Here is a 21,113-nt window from a genome sequence, read left to right as displayed (position 1 = left end):
GAGGGGGGAATGTCCGACAAGCGACTGTCCTTCAAGGAGATGTGCACGCGCTTCGATGTGACGCCGCGCACGTTGCGCTATTACGAGTATATCGAGCTTTTGCGACCCGAACGCGACGGGCGCGCCCGCTGGTATGGCCCGCGCGAATGCGCGCGCATGACGCTCATCCTGCGGGGCCGCAAATTCGGTTTTGCGCTCGAGGAGATCCGGCAATGGCTGCTCATCTATGAAAAAGAAGGCACCGAGGCGCAGATGCGCCACTGGATCGCACTGGCCAACCGGCAGCTTGCCGAGCTGGCCGAACAGCGCGCCCAGATCGACGACGCCATGGACGAATTGCGCAAGCTGCGCGACGACACCGAGGCGAGTCTGGGGTGACGTAGCGGCAAGATAATTGCGCCGCGCATCGGTTTACCTTTCTTGATCTTACGTCAATTTAAAAGTGACGTGACGTAGCGGTTACGTAAAGCCGTGCGGCTGTTGTAACCATGGTCAAGCCCCCTCAGATTGTCGGCATATCCTGTGCGACAAGGGCAAAGCCATGAGCGAGACAACCATGACCATCCGCGAGATGTGTGAGGCATTCGAAGTGACCCCCCGCACCCTGCGTTTCTACGAATCAAAAGAGCTTCTGTCGCCGATCCGGCAGGGGCAAAGGCGGCTCTTTACCCGGCGCGACCGCGCCCGGCTCAAGCTGATTCTGCGCGGCAAGCGCTTCGGCTTCAGCCTCGAGGACCTGCGCCAATTGCTCGACCTCTACGACAAGGGCGACCAGCAATACACGCAGATCACCGCCGCCTACGAGGTGGCGCAGACCCGCCTCGCCGCGATGGAGGCCGAGCGCGCGGCGCTCGACGCCGCCATCACCGATCTGCGCGAACAGATGACATGGGGCGCGCGCATGCTCGCCTCGCTCAGGGATCCGAAAAAAGCCGCCGAATAAGCGGCCTGACCGTTTCAAGGGAGAAAAGACATGCCCAGCTACACCGCCCCCACCCGCGACATGCAATTCGTGCTGCACGAGGTGCTGAACGTCTCCGAACAGGACGTGCCCGGCTATGCCGAGCTTGAGGCCGATTTCACCGGTGCCGTTCTGGAGGAGGCGGGCAAGATCGCCTCCGAGGTGTTGATGCCGCTCAACGCTGTGGGCGATACCGAAGGCTGCGTTCTGGAAAACGGCGTGGTCCGCACGCCCACGGGCTTCAAGGCGGCCTTCGATCAGGTCCGCGAGGGCGGCTGGACCGCGCTCGACCTGCCCGAGGAATACGGCGGGCAATACATGCCATACATCCTTGGCACCGCGGTGGGCGAGATGTTCTCGGCCTCCAACCAGGCCTTTACCATGTATCACGGCCTGACCCATGGCGCGGCTTCGGCGATCCTCGTGCATGGCAGCGACGCTCAAAAAGCGACATATCTGCCGAAAATGGCCAGTTGCGACTGGACCGGCACGATGAACCTGACCGAGCCGCATTGCGGCACCGATCTGGGCCTGATGCGCACCAAGGCCGAGCCGCAGGGCGATGGCAGCTACAAGGTGACCGGCCAAAAGATCTTCATCTCGGCGGGCGAGCATGACATGGCCGAGAACATCATCCACCTCGTGCTGGCGAAGATCCCCGGCGGGCCGGAGGGCATCAAGGGCGTGTCGCTCTTCATCGTGCCGAAATTCATCGTGAATGAGGATGGCAGCCTTGGTGCGCGCAACGGCGTGAGCTGCGGCAAGATCGAGGAAAAGATGGGGATTCACGGCAATTCGACCTGCGTGATGAACTATGACGGCGCCACCGGCTGGCTCTTGGGCGAGGAACACAAGGGCATGCGCGCCATGTTCACCATGATGAACGAGGCCCGTATTGGCGTCGGCATGCAGGGTCTGGCACAGGCCGAGGTCGCCTATCAGAACGCGCTCGCCTATGCCAAGGACCGCCTGCAAGGGCGCGCTGTCACGGGGACGGAAAACCCCAACGGCCCTGCCGATCCGCTGATCGTGCACCCCGACATCCGCCGCTCGCTGATGGACCAGAAATCGTTCATCGAGGGCGCGCGCGCCTTCATGCTCTGGGGCGCGGAACTCATCGACCGCTCGCATCGCGGCAATGATGCCGCCGCTGAGGGGCTGATCTCGCTGATGACGCCCGTCATCAAGGGTTTCCTCACCGACGAAGGCTATGACATGACCGTGCGCGCGCAGCAGGTCTATGGCGGTCACGGCTATATCGAGGAATGGGGCATGTCGCAATTCACCCGCGACGCCCGCATCGCCATGATCTACGAGGGTGCGAATGGCGTACAAGCCCTCGATCTGGTGGGCCGCAAGCTGGCGCAGGACGGCGGCAAGCATGTCATGGCCTTCTTCGAGATGGTGAAAACCTTCCTCAAGGAGAACGAGGGCAACGCGGCGCTGAAGGCCGATTTCCTCGATCCGCTCAAGGCGGCGTCCAAGGACCTGCAAGCCTCGGCCATGTTCTTCATGCAGAACGGCATGAAGAACCCCAACGCCGCGCTTGCCGGATCGTATGACTTCATGCACCTTTTCGGCCATGTCTGCCTTGGGCTGATGTGGGCGCGGATGGCCAAGGCGGCGCATGCGGCGCTTGATAGTGGCACCCCGGACGAAGGCTTTTACAAGACCAAGCTCGCGACCGGGCGCTACTACATGAAACGCCGCCTGCCCGCGACCGCGCTGCACCTCGCGCGCATCGAAAGCGGGGCCGATACCGTCATGGCGCTGAAGGCCGAGGCGTTCTGATCGAGGAGAGGGAGGACAGATGCCGAAACGCTTTCGCCTCACCCGCCGCTTCAACGCGGCGATGACCGAGGATGGCTACCGCCGCCTGCGTAAGTTCGCGCAAGAGGCGGGGCTGGACGAGGGCGAGGCGCTGTCCTTTCTCTTCGAGAATTTCGACAGCGTGATCAATGAGGACACGTTCGCGCACCGCCTGCGACTGTTCAATTCGGAGCTTGAGGCGCGCAAGCGCTGACGCCGCAGGGAAGGGAGGCCCGGGCATGACATGGATGACAGACGAGCATCATATGCTCTCGGAAATGACCGCTAAATTCATCAATGATGAATGGCGGCCGCATTTCGCGCGCTGGCGCAAGGCGGGAATCATGGACCGCGAGATATGGCTTGAGGCGGGCGAACTGGGCCTGCTCTGCCCGTCGATCCCCGAGGCATATGGCGGCGCGGGCGGCGATTTCGGGCATGAGGCGGTGATCTGCATCGAACAGGGCCGCGCCAATCTGGCAAGCTGGGGCAACCCGATCCATTCCGGCATCGTGGCGCATTACATCCTCGCCTACGGGTCCGAGGAGCAGAAGAAGGCGTGGCTGCCCAGGATGGTCTCGGGCGAGATGGTCGGCGCGCTCGCGATGACCGAGCCTGCCGCCGGATCGGACGTGCAGGGCATCAGGACCCGCGCGCTGCGCGACGGCAACGCTTACCGGCTCTCGGGGCAGAAGACCTTCATCACCAATGGCCAGCACGCCGATCTGATCATCGTCGCGGCAAAGACCGACCCCAAGGAAGGGGCCAAGGGCATCTCGCTGGTGGTCGTGGAAACCGAGGGCGCGCAGGGATTCGCGCGTGGGCGCAATCTGGAAAAGGTGGGCATGCACGCGGGCGATACGTCGGAATTGTTCTTCGACAACGTCGAAATCCCGCCCGAGAACATCCTGGGCGGCGAAGAGGGGCGCGGCTTTTACCAGATGATGGAGCAATTGCCGCAGGAACGGCTCATCATCGCCTGTGGTGCTCAGGGCGCGATGGAAGGTGCCGTGACGCGCACGATCACCTATGCCAAGGAGCGCCAGGCCTTTGGCGGCCCGATCCTGCATTTCCAGAACACCCGGTTCAAACTGGCCGAATGCCGGACCAAGACCGCAGTCGCCCGCGCCTTTCTCGACGCGTGCATCACCGAGCATATGCGCGGCGAATTGAGCGTAGAAAAGGCCGCGATGGCGAAATACTGGCTGACCGATGCGCAGGGCGAGGTGCTGGACGAGTGCCTGCAACTGCATGGCGGCTACGGCTACATGCAGGAATACGACATCGCCGAGATGTGGGCCGATGCCCGCGTGCAGCGCATCTACGGCGGCACCAACGAGATCATGAAAGAGCTGATTGCGAGGGCGCTGTGAGGGGCGGGGCGTTGGCGCTTGTGGCACATGGCGGATGCCTCCGGCGGGGATATTTGGGGCAAGATGAACGGGCGACGGCGCACCCTGCCGCGCGCGCAGGCCGATTGGCATCAGGCGCGACGACAGGGCTTCACCTTGCACGTCCATCGGCTTCCCAGCCTGTAACGCAAGATCATCAAAGCGCATCAAGCTTAATCAATGATGAACAGCCCCCGGCTTCATCTTGCCAAAAATATCCAAATCCAACCCAGCAACCGGGAGCCACACCATGACGATCAAACTCCACTGCTTTGGCGAATCGGGCAATGCCTACAAGGCGGCGCTGGCGCTGGAGCTTTCGGGCCTCGACTGGGCGCCGGTCTTTGTCGATTTCTTCGGGGGTGAGACGCGGCAGCCGGAGTTTCGCGCGCTCAACGTGATGGGCGAGGTGCCGGTGCTGGTGGATGGCGACGTGACCTTGACGCAATCGGGTGTCATGCAGATGTATATCACCGAGAAGACCGGCAAGTTCGGCGGCGCGACGCCGCAGGAGGCGCGCGAGGTGCTGCGCTGGATGTTCTGGGACAATCACAAGCTTTCGAGCCCCGCCGGAATGGTGCGGTTCCTGATGAATTTCCTGCCCGAGGAGAAGCGGCCCGCCGAGGTGATCGCCTTTACCCAGGCCCGCCTCAAGGCCGCCTATACCGCGCTTGATGCGCATCTCGCGGGGCGTGACTGGATCGTGGGCGGGGGCCTCAGCAATGCGGATCTCTCGTGCTGCGGCTATCTCTTTTACCCCGAGCCTTTCGGGTTTGAGCGCAAGGACTGGCCCAATATCGACCGCTGGCTGGACAATCTCAGCGCCACCCCCGGCTGGAAACACCCCTATGACCTGATGCCCGGCAGCCCCGCTGACCGCGCCTGAATGAAGGAGACCGATATGACCGACGCCTATATCTACGACACCGTGCGCACGCCGCGCGGCAAGGGCCGCAAGGATGGCGCGCTGCATGAGGTGACCGCCGCGCGCCTTTCGGCGCAGGTGCTCAACGCGCTCAAGGAGCGCAACGGGCTTGAGGGTCATGCCGTCGAGGATGTGATCTGGGGCAACGTCACCCAAGTGGGCGAGCAGGGCGGATGCCTTGCGCGGACCGCCGTTCTGGCCTCGGATCTGGACGAGCGGATCCCCGGCCTTGCCATCAACCGGTTCTGCGCCTCCGGCATGGAGGCGGTGAACCTTGCCGCCAATCAGGTGCGCGCGGGTGCCGGTGACGGTTATATCGCCGGGGGCGTCGAAATGATGGGCCGCGTGCCCATGGGCAGCGACGGGGCGGCGATTGCCGTCGATCCCTCGATCGCCATGGAGACCTATTTCGTCCCCCAAGGCATCAGCGCGGATATCATCGCCACCGAATACGGGTTCACCCGTGACGAGGCCGACGCGCTGGCCATGGAATCGCAGCGCCGCGCCAAGGCGGCCTGGGATGACAAGCGCTTTGCGCGCTCGATCATCGAGGTGCGCGACCAGAACGGGCTTACCATTCTGGATCATGACGAATACATGCGCCCCGGCACCGACATGCAGACGCTGGGCGCGCTCACCCCGGCCTTTCAGGCGATGGGCGAGGTGATGCCCGGCTTCGATGCCGTGGCCAGGCTGAAATATCCGCATCTGGAGCGGATCGAGCATATCCACCATGCGGGCAATTCGAGCGGTATCGTCGATGGTGCGGCCGGTGTGCTGGTGGGCAGCAAGGCGTTCGGCGAGAAATGGGGCCTCACGCCCCGCGCGCGGATCGTGCAGACCACCAAGATCGGCACCGATCCGACGATCATGCTGACCGGCCCCGTGCCTGCCACCGAAAAGGCGCTGCGCGACAGCGGCATGGCGATCGGCGATATCGACCTTTTCGAGGTGAACGAGGCCTTTGCCAGCGTCGTGCTGCGCTTCATGCAGGCGTTCGATGTGGACGCCTCGAAGGTCAACGTCAATGGCGGGTCCATCGCCATGGGGCATCCGCTGGGCGCGACGGGGGCCATGATCATCGGCACGCTTCTGGATGAGCTGGAGCGCACCGGCAAGGGCACCGGCCTTGCCACGCTGTGCATCGCGTCCGGCATGGGCGCCGCCACCATCATCGAGCGCGTGTAAGGGGAGTTCTGCAAAATGACCGATTTCACAATGGAAAAAGGCGCCGACGGCGTCGCCATCATCACCTGGGACGTGCCCGGAAAATCCATGAACGTCATGTCGATGGAGGCCTGGCCGCTGCTGGACAGCCTGATTGACGACGCACTGGCCGATGACACCGTCAAGGGCATCGTCATCACCTCCGGCAAGGAGGGGTCTTTTGCCGGTGGCATGGATCTCAACGTCATCGCCCGGATGAAGGAGATGGCGGGGGACAACCCCGCACAGGGCCTGATGGACGGGCTGATGAACATGCACCGCATCCTGCGCAAGATCGAGCGGGCGGGCATGGACCCCAAGACCAACAAGGGCGGCAAGCCGATTGCGGCGGCCCTGCCCGGCACGGCCCTTGGCATCGGGCTCGAGATTCCGCTCGCCTGTCACCGCATCTTTGCCGCCGACAACCCGAAGGCCAAGATCGGCCTGCCCGAGATCATGGTCGGCATTTTCCCCGGTGCGGGCGGCACGACACGGCTCTCGCGCAAGCTGGGCGCGATGGCGGCGGCGCCTCTCTTGCTGGAGGGCAAGCTGAACGATCCCAAGCGCGCCAAATCCGCCGGGGTGGTGGATGAGGTGGTGCCCGCCGAGGCGCTTCTTGACAGGGCGCGCGAATGGGTGCTCTCGGGCCCCGCCATCGTCAAGCCCTGGGACGAGAAGGGCTACAAGATGCCCGGTGGCACGCCCTATCACCCGGCGGGGTTCATGACCTTTGTCGGGGCCTCGGCCATGGTCAACGGCAAGACGCAAGGCGCGTTCCCGGCGGCAAAGGCGCTTTTGTCGGCGGTCTATGAGGGCGCGCTCGTGCCGTTCGACACAGCCCTGAAAATCGAGGCGCGCTGGTTCACCAATGTGCTGATGAATCCGTCGTCGGGCGCGATGATCCGCTCGCTTTTCATCAACAAGGAGGCGCTGGAGAAGGGCGCGAACCGCCCCGACGCGCCGGATCAGCGGGTAAAGAAGCTGGGCGTTCTGGGGGCCGGCATGATGGGCGCGGGCATTGCCCTTGTCTCGGCGCAGGCAGGGATCGAGGTTGTCCTCATCGACCAGAAACAGGAGGCCGCCGACAAGGGCCGCGCCTATAGCGCCGATTTCATGGATCAGGGGATCAAGCGCGGCAAGGCCACCGAGGCGAAGAAGGCCGAGGTGCTGGGCCGGATCACCGCCACCACCGATTACGCAGCCCTCAAGGGCTGTGACCTGATCATCGAGGCGGTGTTCGAGGACCCCGGCGTCAAGGCGGGCGTGACCAAACAGGCGCTGGCCGAGGTGGGCCGCGACTGCATCTTTGCCACCAACACCTCCACCCTGCCGATCACCGATCTGGCACAGGCCAGCGACCGGCCCGAGGATTTCATCGGCATCCATTTCTTCTCGCCGGTCGAGAAAATGCTGCTGGTGGAGATCATCAAGGGGCAGGCGACCGGCCCGCGCGCCGTGGCCAAGGCGCTTGATTACGTGCGCCAGATTCGCAAGACACCGATCGTCGTCAATGACGCGCGGTTCTTCTACTGCAACCGCTGCATCATTCCCTATATCAACGAGGGTATCCGCATGGTGGCCGAGGGCGTGGCACCTGCGCTCATCGACAATGCCGCGCGGCAGTTGGGCTTCCCGGTGGGACCGCTGCAACTGGTCGACGAGACCTCGATTGATCTGGGGGCCAAGATCGCGCGGGCGACCAAGGCCGCCATGGGCGACGATTACCCGGATGGCGCGGTGGACGAGGTCATCTTCTGGATGGAGGGTGAGGGGCGTCTGGGCCGCAAGGCCAATGCCGGGTTCTTTGACTATGACGAAAAGGGCAAGCGGCAGGGCTATTGGCCGGGTCTGGCCGAGAAATACCCCCGCGCGGCAGAGCAGCCCGACCTGCAAGTGGTGCAGCAAAGGCTGATGTTCGCGCAGGTGCTGGAGGCCGTGCGCGCACTTGAAGAAGGCGTCCTCGAAGACATCCGCGAGGGCGACGTGGGCGCGATCCTCGCCTGGGGCTTTGCGCCCTGGTCGGGCGGGCCGTTCGCGTGGCTCGACATCATCGGCACGCCCTACGCCGCCGAGCGATGCGATCAGCTTACCGAGACGTTCGGGCCGCGCTTTGTAACGCCCAAACTGCTGCGCGAAATGGCCGACAAGGGGCAGAGTTTCTACGCCCGCTTTGCCGGTCAGTCAGCCGCCGCCTGAGCCATCCCCCGCGCGTCATGGGCGCGCGGGGGCAGTCCGCGCCTCTCGCTTCAGATCGGCACGAAGCCGTCCTGAACCGAGTCGTATTGTTCAAGCGCACCCGAGCCGATATCGTGCCAAAGCCCGTGCAACGAGAGCGCCCCCGCGCGGACCCGTTCGGCCACGAAGGGAAAGCTCATGAGGTTGTCGAGCGAGACCACCACCGTCTGTTTCTCGAGCGCCCGAAGCTGGGCTTGCTCGTCGGCAACGCCTTGCACCCGCTCGTAACCGGGACGCAGGATTTCCAGCCAGCGGCCGACGAAACTCGTGCGCTCCTCAAGCTCGGGGGCCTCGCCCGCGCACATTTTCTGGCAGCCCTTCGCGCCACCGCAGGCCGAATGGCCGATCACGATGACATGCGCGACCCGGAGAGCGGTCACAGCGAATTCCACCGCCGCCGAGGTGCCATGCTGGCCGCCGCCCGCCTCGAAGGGCGGCACGAGGTTTGCGATATTGCGATGGATGAAGAATTCGCCCTGATCGGCCCCGAAGATCGAGGTGACATGCACGCGGCTGTCGCAGCAGGAAATCACCATGGCGCGCGGGTGCTGGCCTTGATCGGCAAGGTGGCGATACCAGGCCTGGTTCTCGGCATAGCCCGTTGCCTTCCACCCGTGATAGCGCTGCACCAGGTAGGTGGGCAGGGGGCGCGCTTGGTCCATCTTTCGTCTCCTTGTGCAAGACCCTTGGTGCCTTAGTCCCTATTCGAGACGAATTCGAGCGATTTTTCCCGACCGTCTCAACGTTTTGGGAACCTCGAACGGGCCATTATGGGGCGCGCTGTGGGGGTGCGAGGGACATGGGACGGGTGAGAGACCGTGGAACAGGTGACAGCTCTGCAACAGCAGGAGCGGGTCCGGCTCGATGCCGACCGGCTGGAAACACTCTACCGGCAATTGGGCGACCGGGGGGCCGAGGATGTGGTCTGCCGCGCACTGGAAGAAATCGCCGCGCGGCTCGCGCAGGCCGAGCGCGATTATCAAGCCGCGCGGTTCCCCGAGATGCGCAAGGGCTGCCGCAGCCTGATTGCCATGGCCGATCAGGTCGGCATGGCGATGCTGGCGCGGGTGGCGGGCGATGTGACGGGCTGCATCGACGCGGGCAACGGCACGGCGCTCGCCGCCACCTTCGCGCGGCTTCTGCGGATCGCCGACCGCTCGCTCTGCGAGATCTGGGACATGGCCGAAGGCCCGTTCTGAGCCTTGCAGGCCGCGCATTCTCCGTTAGGCTTGGGCCGAAATCAGAGGAGACCCGCCATGCGCCCAAGTTTCGCCGCCCCCGGCCTGCCCGCCATCCCCCTGCATGTGGTGGAGGAGGGCGCACTCGAGGGCTGGTATGAGACACAACCGCCCCGCGTCGCGGGCTGGCTGCGCGCCACGGGCTTTGCCGCAGCACTCGGCAAGGTCGCGCTGGTGCCGGATGACGCGGGCGGGATCGCGCTCGCCGTGGCGGGCTATGGCACCGAGGCGGGGCGTGCGCGCGGTCGCTTTCACCTTGCCGGGGTGGCGGGTGCCATGCCCGAGGGCACTTACCGGCTTGAGGGGCTGACGCCCGAGGCGCGCGAGACCGAGGCGCTCGGCTGGCTGCTCGCGCACTACGCCTTTGACCGCTACCGCGCACAAAGCCCCGCCAAGGCGCGCCTCATTGCCCCCGAGGGGACTGACGCCGCGCGGCTGGAGATCATCGCGGCGGGCGAATGTCTGACCCGCGATCTGGTCAATACGCCTGCCAATGACATGGGGCCGGAAGCGCTCGAGGCCGCCTGCCGCGCGTTGGCCGAAGAGCATGGAGCGACGATCAACGTGATCACAGGCGAGGCGCTTCTGGCGCGGAACCTGCCGCTCATCCACACCGTCGGGCGCGCCGCTGCCGAGGCCCCCCGTCTGATCGACATGACGTGGGGCGACGCGGGGCCGACCCTCACCCTCGTCGGCAAGGGCGTGTGTTTCGACACCGGCGGCCTCAACCTCAAGCCCGGCAGCAGCATGGGGTTGATGAAAAAGGATATGGGCGGCGCCGCGACCGTCTTGGGGCTGGCGCATATGATCATGGCGCTTGGGCTCAGGCTGCGCCTGCGCGTGCTCATTCCGGCGGTGGAAAACTCGGTCAGCGCAGGCGCGTTCCGCCCTGGCGACATCCTGACCGCGCGCAACGGGCTGACGGTCGAGGTCAACAATACCGATGCCGAGGGGCGGCTGGTGCTCGCGGATGCGCTGAGCCTCGGGGCCGAGGGCGCGCCCGATCTGATGATCTCGATGGCCACGCTCACGGGCGCGGCGCGGGTGGCGCTTGGGCCTGATCTGGCACCCTATTACACCGATGAGGCCGGGCTGGCGCAGGCGCTCGACACCGCTGCCGCGCGCGTGGCCGATCCGGTCTGGCGGATGCCGTTTCACACGCCCTACGAGGCGATGATCGAGCCGGGCATCGCCGATCTCGACAACGCGCCCTCGGGCGGGTTTGCAGGCTCGATCACCGCCGCGCTGTTCCTGCGCCGCTTCGCGGGTGGCCTGCCCTATGCGCATTTCGACATCTACGCCTGGCAGCCCGTGGCCGCGCCCGCGCGCCCCAAAGGCGGGGTGGGCATGGGCGCGCGCGCGCTGCTCGCCGCCCTGCCCGAGGTGCTGGGGCTGTGAGCGACGCGCGCCTCATCGCCTGGCCGCTGGTGGATCTCTGCCGCACACCGGACGGGGCGCGCGACCGGCAATTGCTGATGGGCGAGGCGGTCGAGATCCTCGCGCCGTCATCCTCGGGCCTGACCCGAGGATCCTCGTCCGGCTGGACCGCGGTCCGCGCCGCACGCGACGGCTATGAGGGCTTCGTCCCCGAGGCCGCCCTGACCACCGGCCGCGTGACCCACCGCGTCGCCGCCCGCGCCACCCATCTCTACCCCGCGCCCGACATCAAGGCGCGCGAGCGTGCGATGCTCAGCCTCGGCGCGCGGCTGGAGGTCATCGGGCAAAACGGCATTTTCGCCGAAACGCCACAGGGCTTTGTCCCCCTTGCCCATCTCGCACCGCTCGACGCCCCCGAGAGCGATCCCGTCGCGGTGGCCGAACGCCTGCTCGGCACGCCCTATCTCTGGGGCGGCAATTCCAGCTTGGGGATCGACTGTTCGGGGCTGGTGCAGGCGGGGTGTCTGGCCTGCGCCATCCCCTGCCCCGGCGACAGCGGCCCGCAGGAGGCGGCCCTTGGCCATCCCCTGCCCGAAGATGCACCCCTCCGGCGCGGCGATCTGCTGTTCTGGCGCGGCCATGTGGCCTGGGTGTCCGAGCCCGGCACGCTCCTCCATGCCAACGCGCATCACATGGCGGTGGCCTACGAGCCCGTATCGCAGGCCATCACCCGCATCACGGCGCAAGGCGGCGGGCCAGTGACGGCGCGCAGGCGATTCAAGGGAAATTGATCACGCTATTGTTCAACATCTGCCCTTTGTCGCCCGATGATGATTATGCCCGCCATGCTGCGAAGCGCGGTGCGGGAGACGTCGTGAATGGCCTGAAGGGGACGTTGGTGGAGCCGCGCGAGGGCCCGACCGCGGGTGGGCGCTGCACCGGTCTTGGCGGGCGATTTATGGTGCCAAATACTGGAACGATTGTAGGGGGTTTCAACGTTGAAAAAGCGCCCGCCCGGGGGGCGGTCGGGCGCTCGCGCGGCGGCGTGCAAGCACGCCTTGAATCCGCGCGGGGGCTAGGCGACGGACGTCCCCTTCAGGCCAAGAACGTTCGCCGCGAAGCATAGGGCAACAGGGTGCGGTCAGTCTTTCATTGGTTCTGTAAAGGCCACAGGGCCGATATTGGTGTCCCCCATCTCGGTGCATCACGTCACCATCGTCGGGGCCGATCCGGCCAATATCTCGCCGCGCTTCAATCTTTCCGGCGGCGCGGCGTTTCGCGGGGCGTCGATCCTGTTCAAGCCGCTTTGCGTGATGGCGGGCGTCACTCCACCGCGCGGATAAGCTTGCGTTCGAGCACGCGCAGCACCATGCGCAGGTCGTGCCCGCGCTTCAATATCCGCCCGTCAAGCCCGATGACCGCGTATTGCCCCTGCTTGCCCTGCAATTTGGGCCGCTTCTCGACCCGGTAGAGCGGCTGCTCGGCGGTGCGGCGGAAGATCGAGAACACGGCGACCTCGCGCAGGCAGGAAATGCCGTAATCGCGCCACTCGCCCGCCGCCACCATGCGCCCGTAAAGCGACAGGATCGCACCCAGCTCGTCACGCTGAAAGGCGACCTGCTCGGCCCCTCGGGTCTGTGTGAACGGGATCGGCGGTTGCGCGTTCATGGGCCAAGAGTTGCGCCAAATGCCCCGCAAATCAAGCGAATTCACAGGAGGAGGAAGGCTCAGGCAAAGCGCCCGTGGCAGAACCAGCCCCCCGAGAGCGCCGCGCCATGCGCCTGATAGAGCCAGAGCCGCTCGCCCCGCGTGGTCAGCACTTGCCAGTAATCGCGCAGCCCCGTGCGCCAGTCGGGGTCATCGAGCCACCATTCCGGCGCGATCCGCTCGGGGCCTTGCGCCTCGGCCACCGCGTGTTCGCGCCCGCGCCAGCGGAACGCGGCGCAGGGCCGCCCGCCCGCGCGCGGCGTGACCGGCTCGGGCGGCCAGAGCATCAGCGGGCGCGGGGCCTCGGGCCAGGGCCAGGGCGCGGGCGCGGGTGCCGACCAGGCTGCGGCGAGGGTGAGCGCGGTCTTGCCCGGAATCCGGCTCTCGGCGGGGTGGGGACGGGTGATCGCCTCGAGCCCGATGCGCGCGCCCAGCCGGGTGATGAGGTCCGCCAGCCCGTCGCGCGCCGTGCCCTCGGGGCCGGTGAGTTGCTCAGGCTGCACCGGCTCGGTCTCGGGCGCGTCGAGGCGCAGCATGTCGATGCCGAACCCCGCCTCGATCCGCTCCAGCCGCATCGCCAGAAGCGCCAGCATCGCGCCCGCATCGCGCATCGGGCGCGCCAGCCGCAGATCGAGCGTTGAGACCTCGCCATCGGCGCGAAACGCCTCGAGCCGCAGCGCGCGCGCCCCGAGACCGCGCATGCGCAACGTCTCGCAAAGCCGCGCCAGCAGCCGCGCCGTGCCCGCGCGCAGATCGTCGAGATGGCCGATCGGTTCGGGCAAGCTCAGCCGGACGGCAAGCGGGGCCGTGGCACCGGCGGGCGAGAGCGGCTCGGGCACCTGCCCGAGCGCCTGATCGAGCCGCCGCATCAGCACCGGGCCAAAGCGCCGCCCGAGCGCCGCGCGCGGCTGCCCGGCCAGATCGCCGATCCGCCGCAGCCCGAGCCGCGCCAGATCCCCGGCCATGCCCTCGGGCAGGCGCAGCGCCGCCACCGGCAGGGGGGCAAGCGCGCCATGCACCTGCCCCGGCGGGGCGATCATCACCGGCTGTGCAGGCGGCGGGGCCTGAGGCCGTGCCGGACGCCTTGCCGCGCGGGCACGGGTGGCGCGGGCCTCCTGCTCGATGGCATCGCCGCTGCCCCGCACAGCCCCCGCCCCCGCCGCGAAGCGCGCCAGCGCCCAGGCCGCACCGGGCGTGTCGGCGATGGCAGAGCGCGCCGAAAGGCCAAGGGCTGCCGCCTCGGCGATCACGTTCCCGGCCAGCGCCGCCTCGCCGCCGAAAAGATGTGCGCAACCGGTGATATCGAGCATCAGCCCCGCCGCTCCCTCGGAGGCTACCAGCGGCGAGAACCGGTCCGCCCAGCGCGCCAGCGCGCACAGAAAGGCCACCTCGGCGGCGGGATGCTGCGGCGCGGTGACCAGATCGGGGCAAAGCGCCTGCGCTTCGCGCAGCGGCTGACCGCAGCAGAGCCCCGCCGCCTCGGCCCCGGGCGAGAGCGAGACGAGCACCTGCCGCTGCCCCCTCTCGGCAACCACCGCGAACGGACCGCAAATGCCCCGCCGCCGCATGAGGCGCTCGGCCCCCAGCCGGGGAAACCAGATGGACAGGATACGACGGGCGGGCATGGTGGCAGCAGATATGTTCCTTGTTTGTTCCAGAATAGGATGCAGGATTGCCGGAGTCGAGTCGCGCGGCGCTGCACACCGCCTTGTGCGGCCCGCCCCCTTGCGGCGCTCGCGCACACATATACCTTGCGTCCAACCGATGAGAGGACCGACAGCATGAGCGACGACAGCTATACCCCCCCCGACGTCTGGACCTGGCAACAGCCCTCGGGCGGCAAGTTCGCCTCGATCAACCGCCCCGTTGCAGGCGCGACCCATGACAAGGATCTCCCCGTGGGCGATCATCCGTTCCAGCTCTATTCGCTGGCCACGCCCAATGGCGTCAAGGTCACCGTGATGTTCGAGGAATTGTTGGCGGCGGGCCATGACGCCGAATACGACGCCTGGAAGATCGACATCGGCGAGGGCGATCAATTCGGCTCGGGTTTCGTGGCGGTCAACCCCAATTCCAAGATCCCCGCGCTGCTGGATCGGAGCGGCGAGGCGCCTCTGCGCGTGTTCGAGAGCGGCTCGATCCTGATGCATCTGGCCGAGAAATTCGGTGCCTTCCTGCCTGCCTCGGGCCTCGCGCGCACCGAAACCCTCAACTGGCTCATGTGGCAGATGGGCAGCGCGCCCTATCTCGGCGGCGGATTTGGCCATTTTTACGCCTATGCGCCCGAGAAATGGCAATACCCGATCGACCGTTTCGCCATGGAGGCCAAGCGCCAGCTTGACGTGCTCGACCGGCAATTGGCGGAGCGGCCCTTCATCGCCGGTGAGGACTATTCCATCGCCGACATGGCGATCTGGCCCTGGTACGGACAGCTTTGCCTCGGGCGGCTTTACAGTGCCGCGACCTTCCTCGACGTCGCCAGCTACACGCATGTGATGAAATGGGCCGAGAAAATCGACGCGCGGGCCGCCGTGCAGCGCGGCCGCATGGTCAACCGCAGCTTTGGCGAACCGCATATGCAGCTTCACGAGCGCCATTCGGCCGAGGATTTCGACACGAAAACCCAGGACAAGATCGGCGAGAGCGCCTAACCGCTTTCGCCCGCGCGCGGGATCGGGCATGAATGGGGCAAAAGGAGCCCCTTCATGCCCAGCCGCGACACCCCTCTTCTGGCCGTTCTGATCGACGCCGACAACGTGCCCGCGAAATTCGCCGACGCGATCCTGCGCGAGGTCACGAGCTATGGCGAGCCGGGGCTGCGCCGCGTCTACGGCGACTGGTCGAGCCAGCAGCTTGCCGGCTGGACCAGGACGGCGCAGAAGCTGGGCCTCGTCCAGCACCAGCAGACGGCGAACACCAAGGGCAAGAACGCCTCCGATATTGGCCTCGTGATCGACGCCATGGACATCCTCCATGCGGGCCATTTCGACGGCTTCGTTCTGGTCTCGTCGGACAGCGATTTCACCCGGCTGGCCAGCCGCATCCGCGAACAGGGGCTGACCGTCATCGGCATCGGCGAGGCCAAGGCACCCGACGCGCTCAAGAACGCGTGCAACCGCTTTGTCGCCATCGAGAACATCTATGAGGAGGCGGGCGATACGCCTGCAAGCGCGCCCAAGGCGCGGCTCGACAGCGCACGGGTGGCCGATGCGCGCCGCCTGATCTTTGACGCGATGGAAAAGATCGACAGCGAGGACGAGTGGTATCCGCTGGGACGGATCGGCCAGCAAATCCAGGCCGACAAGCCCGATTTCGACACGCGCAGCTATGGCAAGAAAAAGCTGAGCGACCTCATTGCCGAGTTGAAAGTGTTCGAGACCAAGCCGGGCTCAGGCAATCAACTTCTGGTGCGACGGGTGGATTGAGGCGGAGCGTCGGCCTGAAGCTGTCTTGCGCCGCCGCGCTCTTGCGGTCCCTGCCGACGGGCAGGACCAAGAAAGTTCAAAACTTTCTTGACAGGAATTTTTTCAAAATTCCGTCGCTCGGAGCCAGCTTCGGGCCGCTCGCCCCCCGTCACAGCCCGAGTTCCGCCCGGATCGCCGCCCCGTCCGCGCCGCGTTCCGGCGATGCGCTCACCTCCCGCACGCCCCCGTCAAACCGCGGCGCTGGCGCAGGCACGAGGCCCGCGCCCCAAACGCCCCGCGCCACCATATGCGGATCGGCTGCGGCCTCGTCGGGGCGCAACACCGGGGCCACACAGGCATCGGACCCGGCAAAGAGCCCTTCCCAATGCGCGCGCGGTTTCGCGGCGATGATCTCGGCCAGTGCCTCGGTCTGCGCTGGCCATTGCGCGGGGTCATACTGGGCGGCAAAGCGGGGATCGTCCGGCAGACCGAGCCGGTCCAGAAACACGGCATAGAATTGCGGCTCGAGGCATTGCACCGAGAGCCAGCCACCACAGGCGCAGCCATAGACGCGGGACCAGTGCGGCCCGTCGAGCAGACTCTGGCCGCGCGCCATCGACAGGTTGCCCGAAGGCCGCATCGACATGAGCAGCGCCATCATATGCGCCGATCCATCGACAATCGCCGCATCCACCACCGTGCCCTGCCCGGTGCGCGCGGCACGGATCAGCCCCGCGAGGACACCCGCCACCAGATAAAGCGCGCCACCGCCCACATCGCCCAGCAGCGTCGGCGGGGTGACCGGCGGGGTGCCGGGCGCGCCCGCATACCAGAGCGCGCCCGAGGTGGCGATGTAATTAAGGTCATGGCCAGCCTCAAGGCTGCGCGGCCCGTCCTGCCCCCAGCCGGTCATCCGGCCATAGACAAGGCGCGGATTGGCGGCGCGCATCTCCTCCGGCCCGAGGCCCAATCGCTCCATCACGCCGGGGCGCAGCCCCTCGATGAGCGCATCGGCGCGGGCAACAAGCGCGCGTGCCACGGCGATATCCGCGGGGGTTTTCAGGTCGAGCACGATCGAGCGTTTGCCCCGGTCGAGCAGGTTGCGCGCCCCCGCGACCGGGTTGGCCGCGCCGGGACGGTGGATCACCACAACCTCGGCCCCCATCTCTGCCAGCATCATCGCGGCAAAGGGCGCAGGCCCCAGCCCCTCGAATTCCACCACGCGCGTGCCTTGCAGCATTCCCTGCCCCCGTCCGTTCTCCGGCCCCGAGCCTAGCCCCGCGCCACGCCCGACAACAGCCCCTCTCCGACTTAAGGACCGCTTTGCACGGGGCTTTCTCTGGTCTAGCCTGTTCCCCACAGCAGAAGGAGGGCCACGCCGATGAAAATGTCTGACAGCCGCGAGATCAAGGCAGACCGCGCAACGGTCTGGGCCGCCCTGCTCAGCCCCGAAGTGCTCAAGGACTGCGTGCCCGGCGCGCAGGAGGTGACGGGCACGCCCGAAGACGGCTTCGAGGCCACCGTGGTGCAAAAGGTCGGCCCGGTGAAGGCAACGTTCAAGGGGGCCGTGACAATCTCCAACATGAACGAGCCCGAGAGCCTGACGCTCAGCGGCGAGGGCAAGGGCGGTGCTGCCGGCTTTGCCAAGGGTGCCGCCGATGTCCGGCTCGAAGAGATCGAGGGCGGCACACGGCTGCATTACGACGTGGAGGCCAATGTCGGCGGCAAGCTCGCGCAGCTTGGCAGCCGCATCGTCGACGGCTTTGCCAAGAAGATGGCCGATCAGTTCTTCGTCCGGCTCGAGGAGGTGATCGAAGGCCCGCAAGCGCAAGGGGCTGCGGCGGAGGGCCCGGACGAGGGCGCGCCCGAGGACCAGAAGCCCGAGGACCAGAAGAAGGGTTGGTTCAAGAAACTCATCAGCTGAGCGTCCCCCTCAGCACAGCGTGTCCAGCAGCGCAGCCAGCATCCGGTCGCAGACGTCAAGCTGGTCGCGGTCGATATATTCGTCCGCCTTGTGCCCCTGCCCCTCCATGGAGCCCGGACCGCAGACGACGGTCGGAATACCGAGGCCCGCAAAAAATCCCGCCTCGGTGCCGAAGGCCACCTTGGTCACCGGCGCATCGCCCGAAAGCGCGCGCACCATCTCCACGACCCCGGCCTGCGGGTCGGTGTCAAGGCCGGGATAGCGGTTGAGGGTCTCGATCCCGACACCCGCGATACCGGCGGCCACGGCACGGGTCCGCGCGACAAGCGCCTCTGGGGCCTCTGCGGCAAGATGCCTGATCTCGAACAGGATTTCGGCCCGGTCCGGCACGATATTGAGCGCGGTGCCGCCGCTCATCCGCCCCACATGCACGGTGGAATAGGGGATGTCATAGGCCGGATCGCGCGCGCCGGTGGCCGCCAGCTCCGCCTGAATCCGCCGCAGCCCCATGACGAATTCGGCCGCGCCATGCAGCGCGTTGACAAAGCGCGGCGCCAGGGCGGAATGTCCCGCCTCCCCCTGACAGACCGCACGCAGCGTCTGCTTGCCCTTGTGCCCGATGGCCACCCGCATCTGCGTGGGCTCGCCCACGATGGCCGCGCGCGGCCTGCCCAGAACGCGCGGCAGCGCGCCGATCATCCGCGCCAGTCCAAGGCACCCCACCTCCTCGTCATAGGAAATCGACAGCTTCAGCGGCTCGCGCAGAGGCCGTGCCGCCGCCGCCTCGGCCATGGCCAGCATCGCCGCCAGAAACCCCTTCATGTCGGTCGACCCGCGCCCGTAGAGCCGCCCACCCTCGTCGCTCAGGCGGAACGGATCGCGCGTCCAGCGCTGCCCCTCGACCGGCACCACATCGCTATGCGCCGACAGAAGCACCCCCGCCCCCTCCGGCCCGATCCGGGCGAAAAGCCCCGCCTTGGCCGCCTCCGGGTCGCGCAGGAGCGTTACGGCAAAGCCGGCCCCGCGCAACAGGTCCTCGACATAGCCGATCAGGTCGAGATTGGACCGCGCGCTCACCGTATCGAATCCGATCAGCCGCTCGAGGATTGCCAGCGTCCGGCTCATTCCCCCCCTCCGTCGACCAGCGGCATGGCACCGATCCGCGCCAGCGCGCCGCGCGCCGCCAGCCCCCGGCCGAACTCGATCAGCGCGCGCACGGCATTCGAGCGCCCCACATCCTGCGCCGTGAGAAACCCCATGCGCAGCGCCCGCACATGGCCCTCGATGGGCACAGTGCGCACCGGGTTGCCATCGGGCGAGACATCCGAGAGCGGGCGCACATTGGCGATGGAGTAGCCAAAGCCGTTGGCAACCAGCGAGCGCATCACCGCCATGTCGCGCGTGCGCTCGGCAATCAGGGGGCGGGCACCGATCACCTCGAAGAAGGACAGGAAATATTCCGCACTCAGCGGCAGATCGAGCAGCACCATCGGGTGATCCTTCAGATCGTCGAGCGTGACCGAGGCGCGCTCCGCCAGCGGATGCGCCGCCCCCATCAGGGCAATCGGCATGAGTTTGGCAATAGCGGTGAATTGCAGATCGGCAGGCAGGGCAAGATCATAGGTCAGCGCCAGGTCGATCTCGGACCGGCGCAGCGCGCTGAAAAGCTCGAGCTGGTTCATCTCGACCTGCCGCAGCCGCACCTCGGGATACGCCGCCTCGAAGGCGCGGCGCATCATCGGCACCACCAGTTGCGCGAAGGTCAAAAGACACCCAAGCGCCAGCGGCCCGCGCGCCACCCCGGAAATATCGCCGGCAATATCGCAAAGCGCCCCCGCCTCCCGCAGCACGATTTGCGCCTGTTCCAGCATCTGCCGCCCCGCTTGGGTCAGCGACAGCCCCTGCGCGTGCTGCCGGACAAAGAGCGCCAGACCGAATTCTGCCTCAAGCTGTGCAATCGCCGCCGAAATCGAGGGCGAGGAGACGTTGATGCGCTCTGCGGCGCGCGCGATGCTGCCCGCCTCGCCCACGGCCACGAAATATTCAAGTTGCCGAAGCGTGTAGCGCAGCATCCCGCTCTCCCGGATCATCCACGCTCCAGACTGGGCGCAAGGGCCGCGGTTGTCAAAGCGGCCTCACATGTCGCCGGGCACACCATAGGACGGGGCCGTGCGCGGATCGAGGGCGCGCTGCACATAGGCGTCAAGCTGTGGCTTGTAGACATCCCAGGCCGTGGCCAGCGCGGCAATGGGACAGTCCTCGGTCCAGTCGCAGCGCAGATCGGCCACCGGCCAGCTTGCCTTGTCCACCAGAATCATGCCCGCCGAATGCACCGGCCCGGCCTCGCCCCCCGCCGCCAGCCCTGCCTTGAGGGCAGCAAGAAGCCGGTCGCCCAGATGCCCCCTTGCAACCTCGAACGCCGCCACCATCGCCCCCGGCACGTCGTCATTGGCCAGAAGATTTCCCCCTGCCGCCACGTCGCGCCCCTCGGCCTGTGTCCAGATCCCCAACGCATTCGCCCCCGAATGGATCGCCGTGACCCCGGCCGCATCCACCGCCAACACCTGCCGGTAGTCCATGAACGCCCCCGTTCGCACCACGTCTGCCACCGCCTCCGCCGCCGTCAGACCCTTTTCCATCGAATCGAGCGTGCGCGGCCCGAGCCTCGGATCGGTCACGTTCTGCGAGGCCACCGCGCCCACCCCCGCCCGCGCATGGGCGCACCGCGCCGCCACCGCAGGCGACGACGACGAGATCGCCACCCCGAACATTCCCGTGGCGCTACACCGCGCCACCAGCGAAAAAGTCATGCCCCGCCCTCCTTCATCGTTCCGGAAATACTCCGGGGGTGGGGGGGGGGGGGCCCCCCCCCCCCCCCCCCCCCACCGGGGGGTCGGCGGGGGGGGGGGGGGACCCCACCCCCCCCGGCCGCCCCC

The 21,113-nt window shown here is 66.8% G+C and carries 22 protein-coding genes; 15 read left to right on the top strand and 7 right to left on the bottom strand.

The window, feature by feature from the left end; all coding sequences use genetic code 11:
- Nucleotides 1-9 precede the first annotated feature (9 nt).
- From ABIE57_RS16760 to ABIE57_RS16725, 8 genes are all read left to right on the top strand, one after another.
- Nucleotides 10-378, top strand: a complete 369-nt coding sequence (locus ABIE57_RS16760; RefSeq protein ID WP_354540175.1) for a MerR family transcriptional regulator — start codon at nt 10-12, stop codon at nt 376-378.
- A gap of 163 nt (nt 379-541) precedes the next feature.
- The gene (locus tag ABIE57_RS16755; protein WP_354540174.1) at nt 542-943 is read left to right on the top strand and encodes a MerR family transcriptional regulator; all 402 of its coding nucleotides are present in this window, start codon (nt 542-544) and stop codon (nt 941-943) included.
- A 30-nt stretch (nt 944-973) separates the two neighbouring features.
- Complete coding sequence (locus tag ABIE57_RS16750) at nt 974-2,752, top strand: acyl-CoA dehydrogenase C-terminal domain-containing protein (RefSeq protein WP_354540173.1); 1,779 nt, start codon at nt 974-976, stop codon at nt 2,750-2,752.
- Nucleotides 2,753-2,771: 19 nt separating this feature from the next.
- Nucleotides 2,772-2,984 carry a hypothetical protein gene (locus ABIE57_RS16745; protein WP_354540172.1) on the top strand — a complete coding sequence of 71 codons (213 nt, stop codon included), beginning with the start codon at nt 2,772-2,774 and terminating at the stop codon, nt 2,982-2,984.
- Between the two features lie 25 nt (nt 2,985-3,009).
- The gene (locus ABIE57_RS16740) at nt 3,010-4,143 is read left to right on the top strand and encodes an acyl-CoA dehydrogenase family protein (protein ID WP_354540171.1); all 1,134 of its coding nucleotides are present in this window, start codon (nt 3,010-3,012) and stop codon (nt 4,141-4,143) included.
- A 268-nt stretch (nt 4,144-4,411) separates the two neighbouring features.
- Nucleotides 4,412-5,047: a glutathione S-transferase family protein gene (locus tag ABIE57_RS16735; RefSeq protein WP_354540170.1), complete on the top strand. Its 636-nt coding sequence runs from the start codon at nt 4,412-4,414 to the stop codon at nt 5,045-5,047.
- Between the two features lie 15 nt (nt 5,048-5,062).
- Nucleotides 5,063-6,274: an acetyl-CoA C-acetyltransferase gene (locus ABIE57_RS16730; protein WP_354540213.1), complete on the top strand. Its 1,212-nt coding sequence runs from the start codon at nt 5,063-5,065 to the stop codon at nt 6,272-6,274.
- Nucleotides 6,275-6,289: 15 nt separating this feature from the next.
- Nucleotides 6,290-8,488, top strand: a complete 2,199-nt coding sequence (locus ABIE57_RS16725; protein ID WP_354540169.1) for a 3-hydroxyacyl-CoA dehydrogenase NAD-binding domain-containing protein — start codon at nt 6,290-6,292, stop codon at nt 8,486-8,488.
- A gap of 50 nt (nt 8,489-8,538) precedes the next feature.
- On the opposite strand, the gene ABIE57_RS16720 is transcribed toward ABIE57_RS16725, so the two are convergent.
- Nucleotides 8,539-9,189 (bottom strand): carbonic anhydrase, encoded by a 651-nt coding sequence (locus tag ABIE57_RS16720; protein WP_354540168.1) that lies wholly within the window; start codon nt 9,187-9,189, stop codon nt 8,539-8,541.
- 156 nt (nt 9,190-9,345) lie between these two features.
- Between ABIE57_RS16720 and ABIE57_RS16715 the strand changes: the two genes are divergently transcribed.
- The 4 genes from ABIE57_RS16715 to ABIE57_RS16700 all read left to right on the top strand — a co-directional run bounded on the left by ABIE57_RS16715 (nt 9,346) and on the right by ABIE57_RS16700 (nt 12,485).
- On the top strand, nt 9,346-9,726 hold the full coding sequence (locus ABIE57_RS16715; protein WP_354540167.1) for a hypothetical protein: 381 nt from the start codon (nt 9,346-9,348) through the stop codon (nt 9,724-9,726).
- Nucleotides 9,727-9,783: 57 nt separating this feature from the next.
- Nucleotides 9,784-11,163 (top strand): leucyl aminopeptidase family protein, encoded by a 1,380-nt coding sequence (locus ABIE57_RS16710; protein ID WP_354540166.1) that lies wholly within the window; start codon nt 9,784-9,786, stop codon nt 11,161-11,163.
- Nucleotides 11,160-11,933 (top strand): C40 family peptidase, encoded by a 774-nt coding sequence (locus ABIE57_RS16705; protein WP_354540165.1) that lies wholly within the window; start codon nt 11,160-11,162, stop codon nt 11,931-11,933. Before ABIE57_RS16710 ends, ABIE57_RS16705 begins: the two co-directional genes overlap by 4 nt.
- A 393-nt stretch (nt 11,934-12,326) precedes the next feature.
- A complete protein-coding gene (locus ABIE57_RS16700) occupies nt 12,327-12,485 on the top strand; it encodes a hypothetical protein (protein ID WP_354540164.1) in 159 nt (52 codons plus the stop codon).
- Here the strand turns inward: ABIE57_RS16700 and ABIE57_RS16695 are convergent.
- Together ABIE57_RS16695 and ABIE57_RS16690 are read right to left on the bottom strand one after the other, a co-directional pair.
- Complete coding sequence (locus tag ABIE57_RS16695) at nt 12,466-12,810, bottom strand: DUF2794 domain-containing protein (protein WP_354540163.1); 345 nt, start codon at nt 12,808-12,810, stop codon at nt 12,466-12,468. The genes ABIE57_RS16700 and ABIE57_RS16695 overlap by 20 nt on opposite strands.
- A gap of 59 nt (nt 12,811-12,869) precedes the next feature.
- A complete protein-coding gene (locus ABIE57_RS16690; protein ID WP_354540162.1) occupies nt 12,870-14,474 on the bottom strand; it encodes a Y-family DNA polymerase in 1,605 nt (534 codons plus the stop codon).
- Between the two features lie 156 nt (nt 14,475-14,630).
- On the opposite strand from ABIE57_RS16690, the gene yghU reads away from it, so the two are divergent.
- Nucleotides 14,631-15,500, top strand: a complete 870-nt coding sequence (gene yghU / locus ABIE57_RS16685) for a glutathione-dependent disulfide-bond oxidoreductase (RefSeq protein ID WP_354540161.1) — start codon at nt 14,631-14,633, stop codon at nt 15,498-15,500.
- Nucleotides 15,501-15,554: 54 nt separating this feature from the next.
- Nucleotides 15,555-16,274, top strand: a complete 720-nt coding sequence (locus tag ABIE57_RS16680) for an NYN domain-containing protein (protein ID WP_354540160.1) — start codon at nt 15,555-15,557, stop codon at nt 16,272-16,274.
- Nucleotides 16,275-16,422: 148 nt separating this feature from the next.
- Here ABIE57_RS16680 and ABIE57_RS16675 read toward each other — a convergent pair whose 3' ends face one another.
- Nucleotides 16,423-17,493, bottom strand: coding sequence for a CaiB/BaiF CoA transferase family protein (locus tag ABIE57_RS16675; RefSeq protein ID WP_354540159.1), 1,071 nt, complete (start codon nt 17,491-17,493; stop codon nt 16,423-16,425).
- A gap of 141 nt (nt 17,494-17,634) precedes the next feature.
- Between ABIE57_RS16675 and ABIE57_RS16670 the strand changes: the two genes are divergently transcribed.
- Nucleotides 17,635-18,177, top strand: a complete 543-nt coding sequence (locus tag ABIE57_RS16670) for an SRPBCC family protein (protein ID WP_354540158.1) — start codon at nt 17,635-17,637, stop codon at nt 18,175-18,177.
- Nucleotides 18,178-18,186: 9 nt separating this feature from the next.
- On the opposite strand, the gene argE is transcribed toward ABIE57_RS16670, so the two are convergent.
- The 3 genes from argE to ABIE57_RS16655 are packed head-to-tail and all read right to left on the bottom strand — an operon-like array spanning nt 18,187 to nt 20,987.
- A complete protein-coding gene (gene argE / locus ABIE57_RS16665) occupies nt 18,187-19,302 on the bottom strand; it encodes an acetylornithine deacetylase (RefSeq protein WP_354540157.1) in 1,116 nt (371 codons plus the stop codon).
- A complete protein-coding gene (locus ABIE57_RS16660; RefSeq protein WP_354540156.1) occupies nt 19,299-20,267 on the bottom strand; it encodes a LysR family transcriptional regulator in 969 nt (322 codons plus the stop codon). The genes argE and ABIE57_RS16660 overlap by 4 nt, the downstream gene beginning before the upstream one ends.
- A gap of 45 nt (nt 20,268-20,312) precedes the next feature.
- On the bottom strand, nt 20,313-20,987 hold the full coding sequence (locus ABIE57_RS16655; RefSeq protein WP_354540155.1) for a DUF1028 domain-containing protein: 675 nt from the start codon (nt 20,985-20,987) through the stop codon (nt 20,313-20,315).
- Between the last annotated feature and the right edge of the window lie 126 nt (nt 20,988-21,113).

This window comes from Roseovarius sp. MBR-6 (assembly GCF_040547525.1).
GTDB lineage: Bacteria > Pseudomonadota > Alphaproteobacteria > Rhodobacterales > Rhodobacteraceae > Roseovarius.
This window is presented reverse-complemented; position numbering and strand designations above follow the sequence as displayed.

Excerpts from the sequence above, each read along its gene's own strand:
- ABIE57_RS16690 (WP_354540162.1), bottom strand. The coding sequence starts at position 14,474 with ATGCCCGCCCGTCGTATCCTGTCCATCTGGTTTCCCCGGCTGGGGGCC.
- ABIE57_RS16740 (WP_354540171.1), top strand. The coding sequence starts at position 3,010 with ATGACATGGATGACAGACGAGCATCATATGCTCTCGGAAATGACCGCT.
- argE (WP_354540157.1), bottom strand. The coding sequence starts at position 19,302 with ATGAGCCGGACGCTGGCAATCCTCGAGCGGCTGATCGGATTCGATACG.
- ABIE57_RS16670 (WP_354540158.1), top strand. The coding sequence starts at position 17,635 with ATGAAAATGTCTGACAGCCGCGAGATCAAGGCAGACCGCGCAACGGTC.
- ABIE57_RS16725 (WP_354540169.1), top strand. The coding sequence starts at position 6,290 with ATGACCGATTTCACAATGGAAAAAGGCGCCGACGGCGTCGCCATCATC.
- ABIE57_RS16710 (WP_354540166.1), top strand. The coding sequence starts at position 9,784 with ATGCGCCCAAGTTTCGCCGCCCCCGGCCTGCCCGCCATCCCCCTGCAT.
- ABIE57_RS16675 (WP_354540159.1), bottom strand. The coding sequence starts at position 17,493 with ATGCTGCAAGGCACGCGCGTGGTGGAATTCGAGGGGCTGGGGCCTGCG.
- yghU (WP_354540161.1), top strand. The coding sequence starts at position 14,631 with ATGAGCGACGACAGCTATACCCCCCCCGACGTCTGGACCTGGCAACAG.
- ABIE57_RS16750 (WP_354540173.1), top strand. The coding sequence starts at position 974 with ATGCCCAGCTACACCGCCCCCACCCGCGACATGCAATTCGTGCTGCAC.
- ABIE57_RS16745 (WP_354540172.1), top strand. The coding sequence starts at position 2,772 with ATGCCGAAACGCTTTCGCCTCACCCGCCGCTTCAACGCGGCGATGACC.
- ABIE57_RS16730 (WP_354540213.1), top strand. The coding sequence starts at position 5,063 with ATGACCGACGCCTATATCTACGACACCGTGCGCACGCCGCGCGGCAAG.
- ABIE57_RS16720 (WP_354540168.1), bottom strand. The coding sequence starts at position 9,189 with ATGGACCAAGCGCGCCCCCTGCCCACCTACCTGGTGCAGCGCTATCAC.
- ABIE57_RS16735 (WP_354540170.1), top strand. The coding sequence starts at position 4,412 with ATGACGATCAAACTCCACTGCTTTGGCGAATCGGGCAATGCCTACAAG.
- ABIE57_RS16755 (WP_354540174.1), top strand. The coding sequence starts at position 542 with ATGAGCGAGACAACCATGACCATCCGCGAGATGTGTGAGGCATTCGAA.
- ABIE57_RS16680 (WP_354540160.1), top strand. The coding sequence starts at position 15,555 with ATGCCCAGCCGCGACACCCCTCTTCTGGCCGTTCTGATCGACGCCGAC.
- ABIE57_RS16695 (WP_354540163.1), bottom strand. The coding sequence starts at position 12,810 with ATGAACGCGCAACCGCCGATCCCGTTCACACAGACCCGAGGGGCCGAG.
- ABIE57_RS16660 (WP_354540156.1), bottom strand. The coding sequence starts at position 20,267 with ATGATCCGGGAGAGCGGGATGCTGCGCTACACGCTTCGGCAACTTGAA.
- ABIE57_RS16760 (WP_354540175.1), top strand. The coding sequence starts at position 10 with ATGTCCGACAAGCGACTGTCCTTCAAGGAGATGTGCACGCGCTTCGAT.
- ABIE57_RS16655 (WP_354540155.1), bottom strand. The coding sequence starts at position 20,987 with ATGACTTTTTCGCTGGTGGCGCGGTGTAGCGCCACGGGAATGTTCGGG.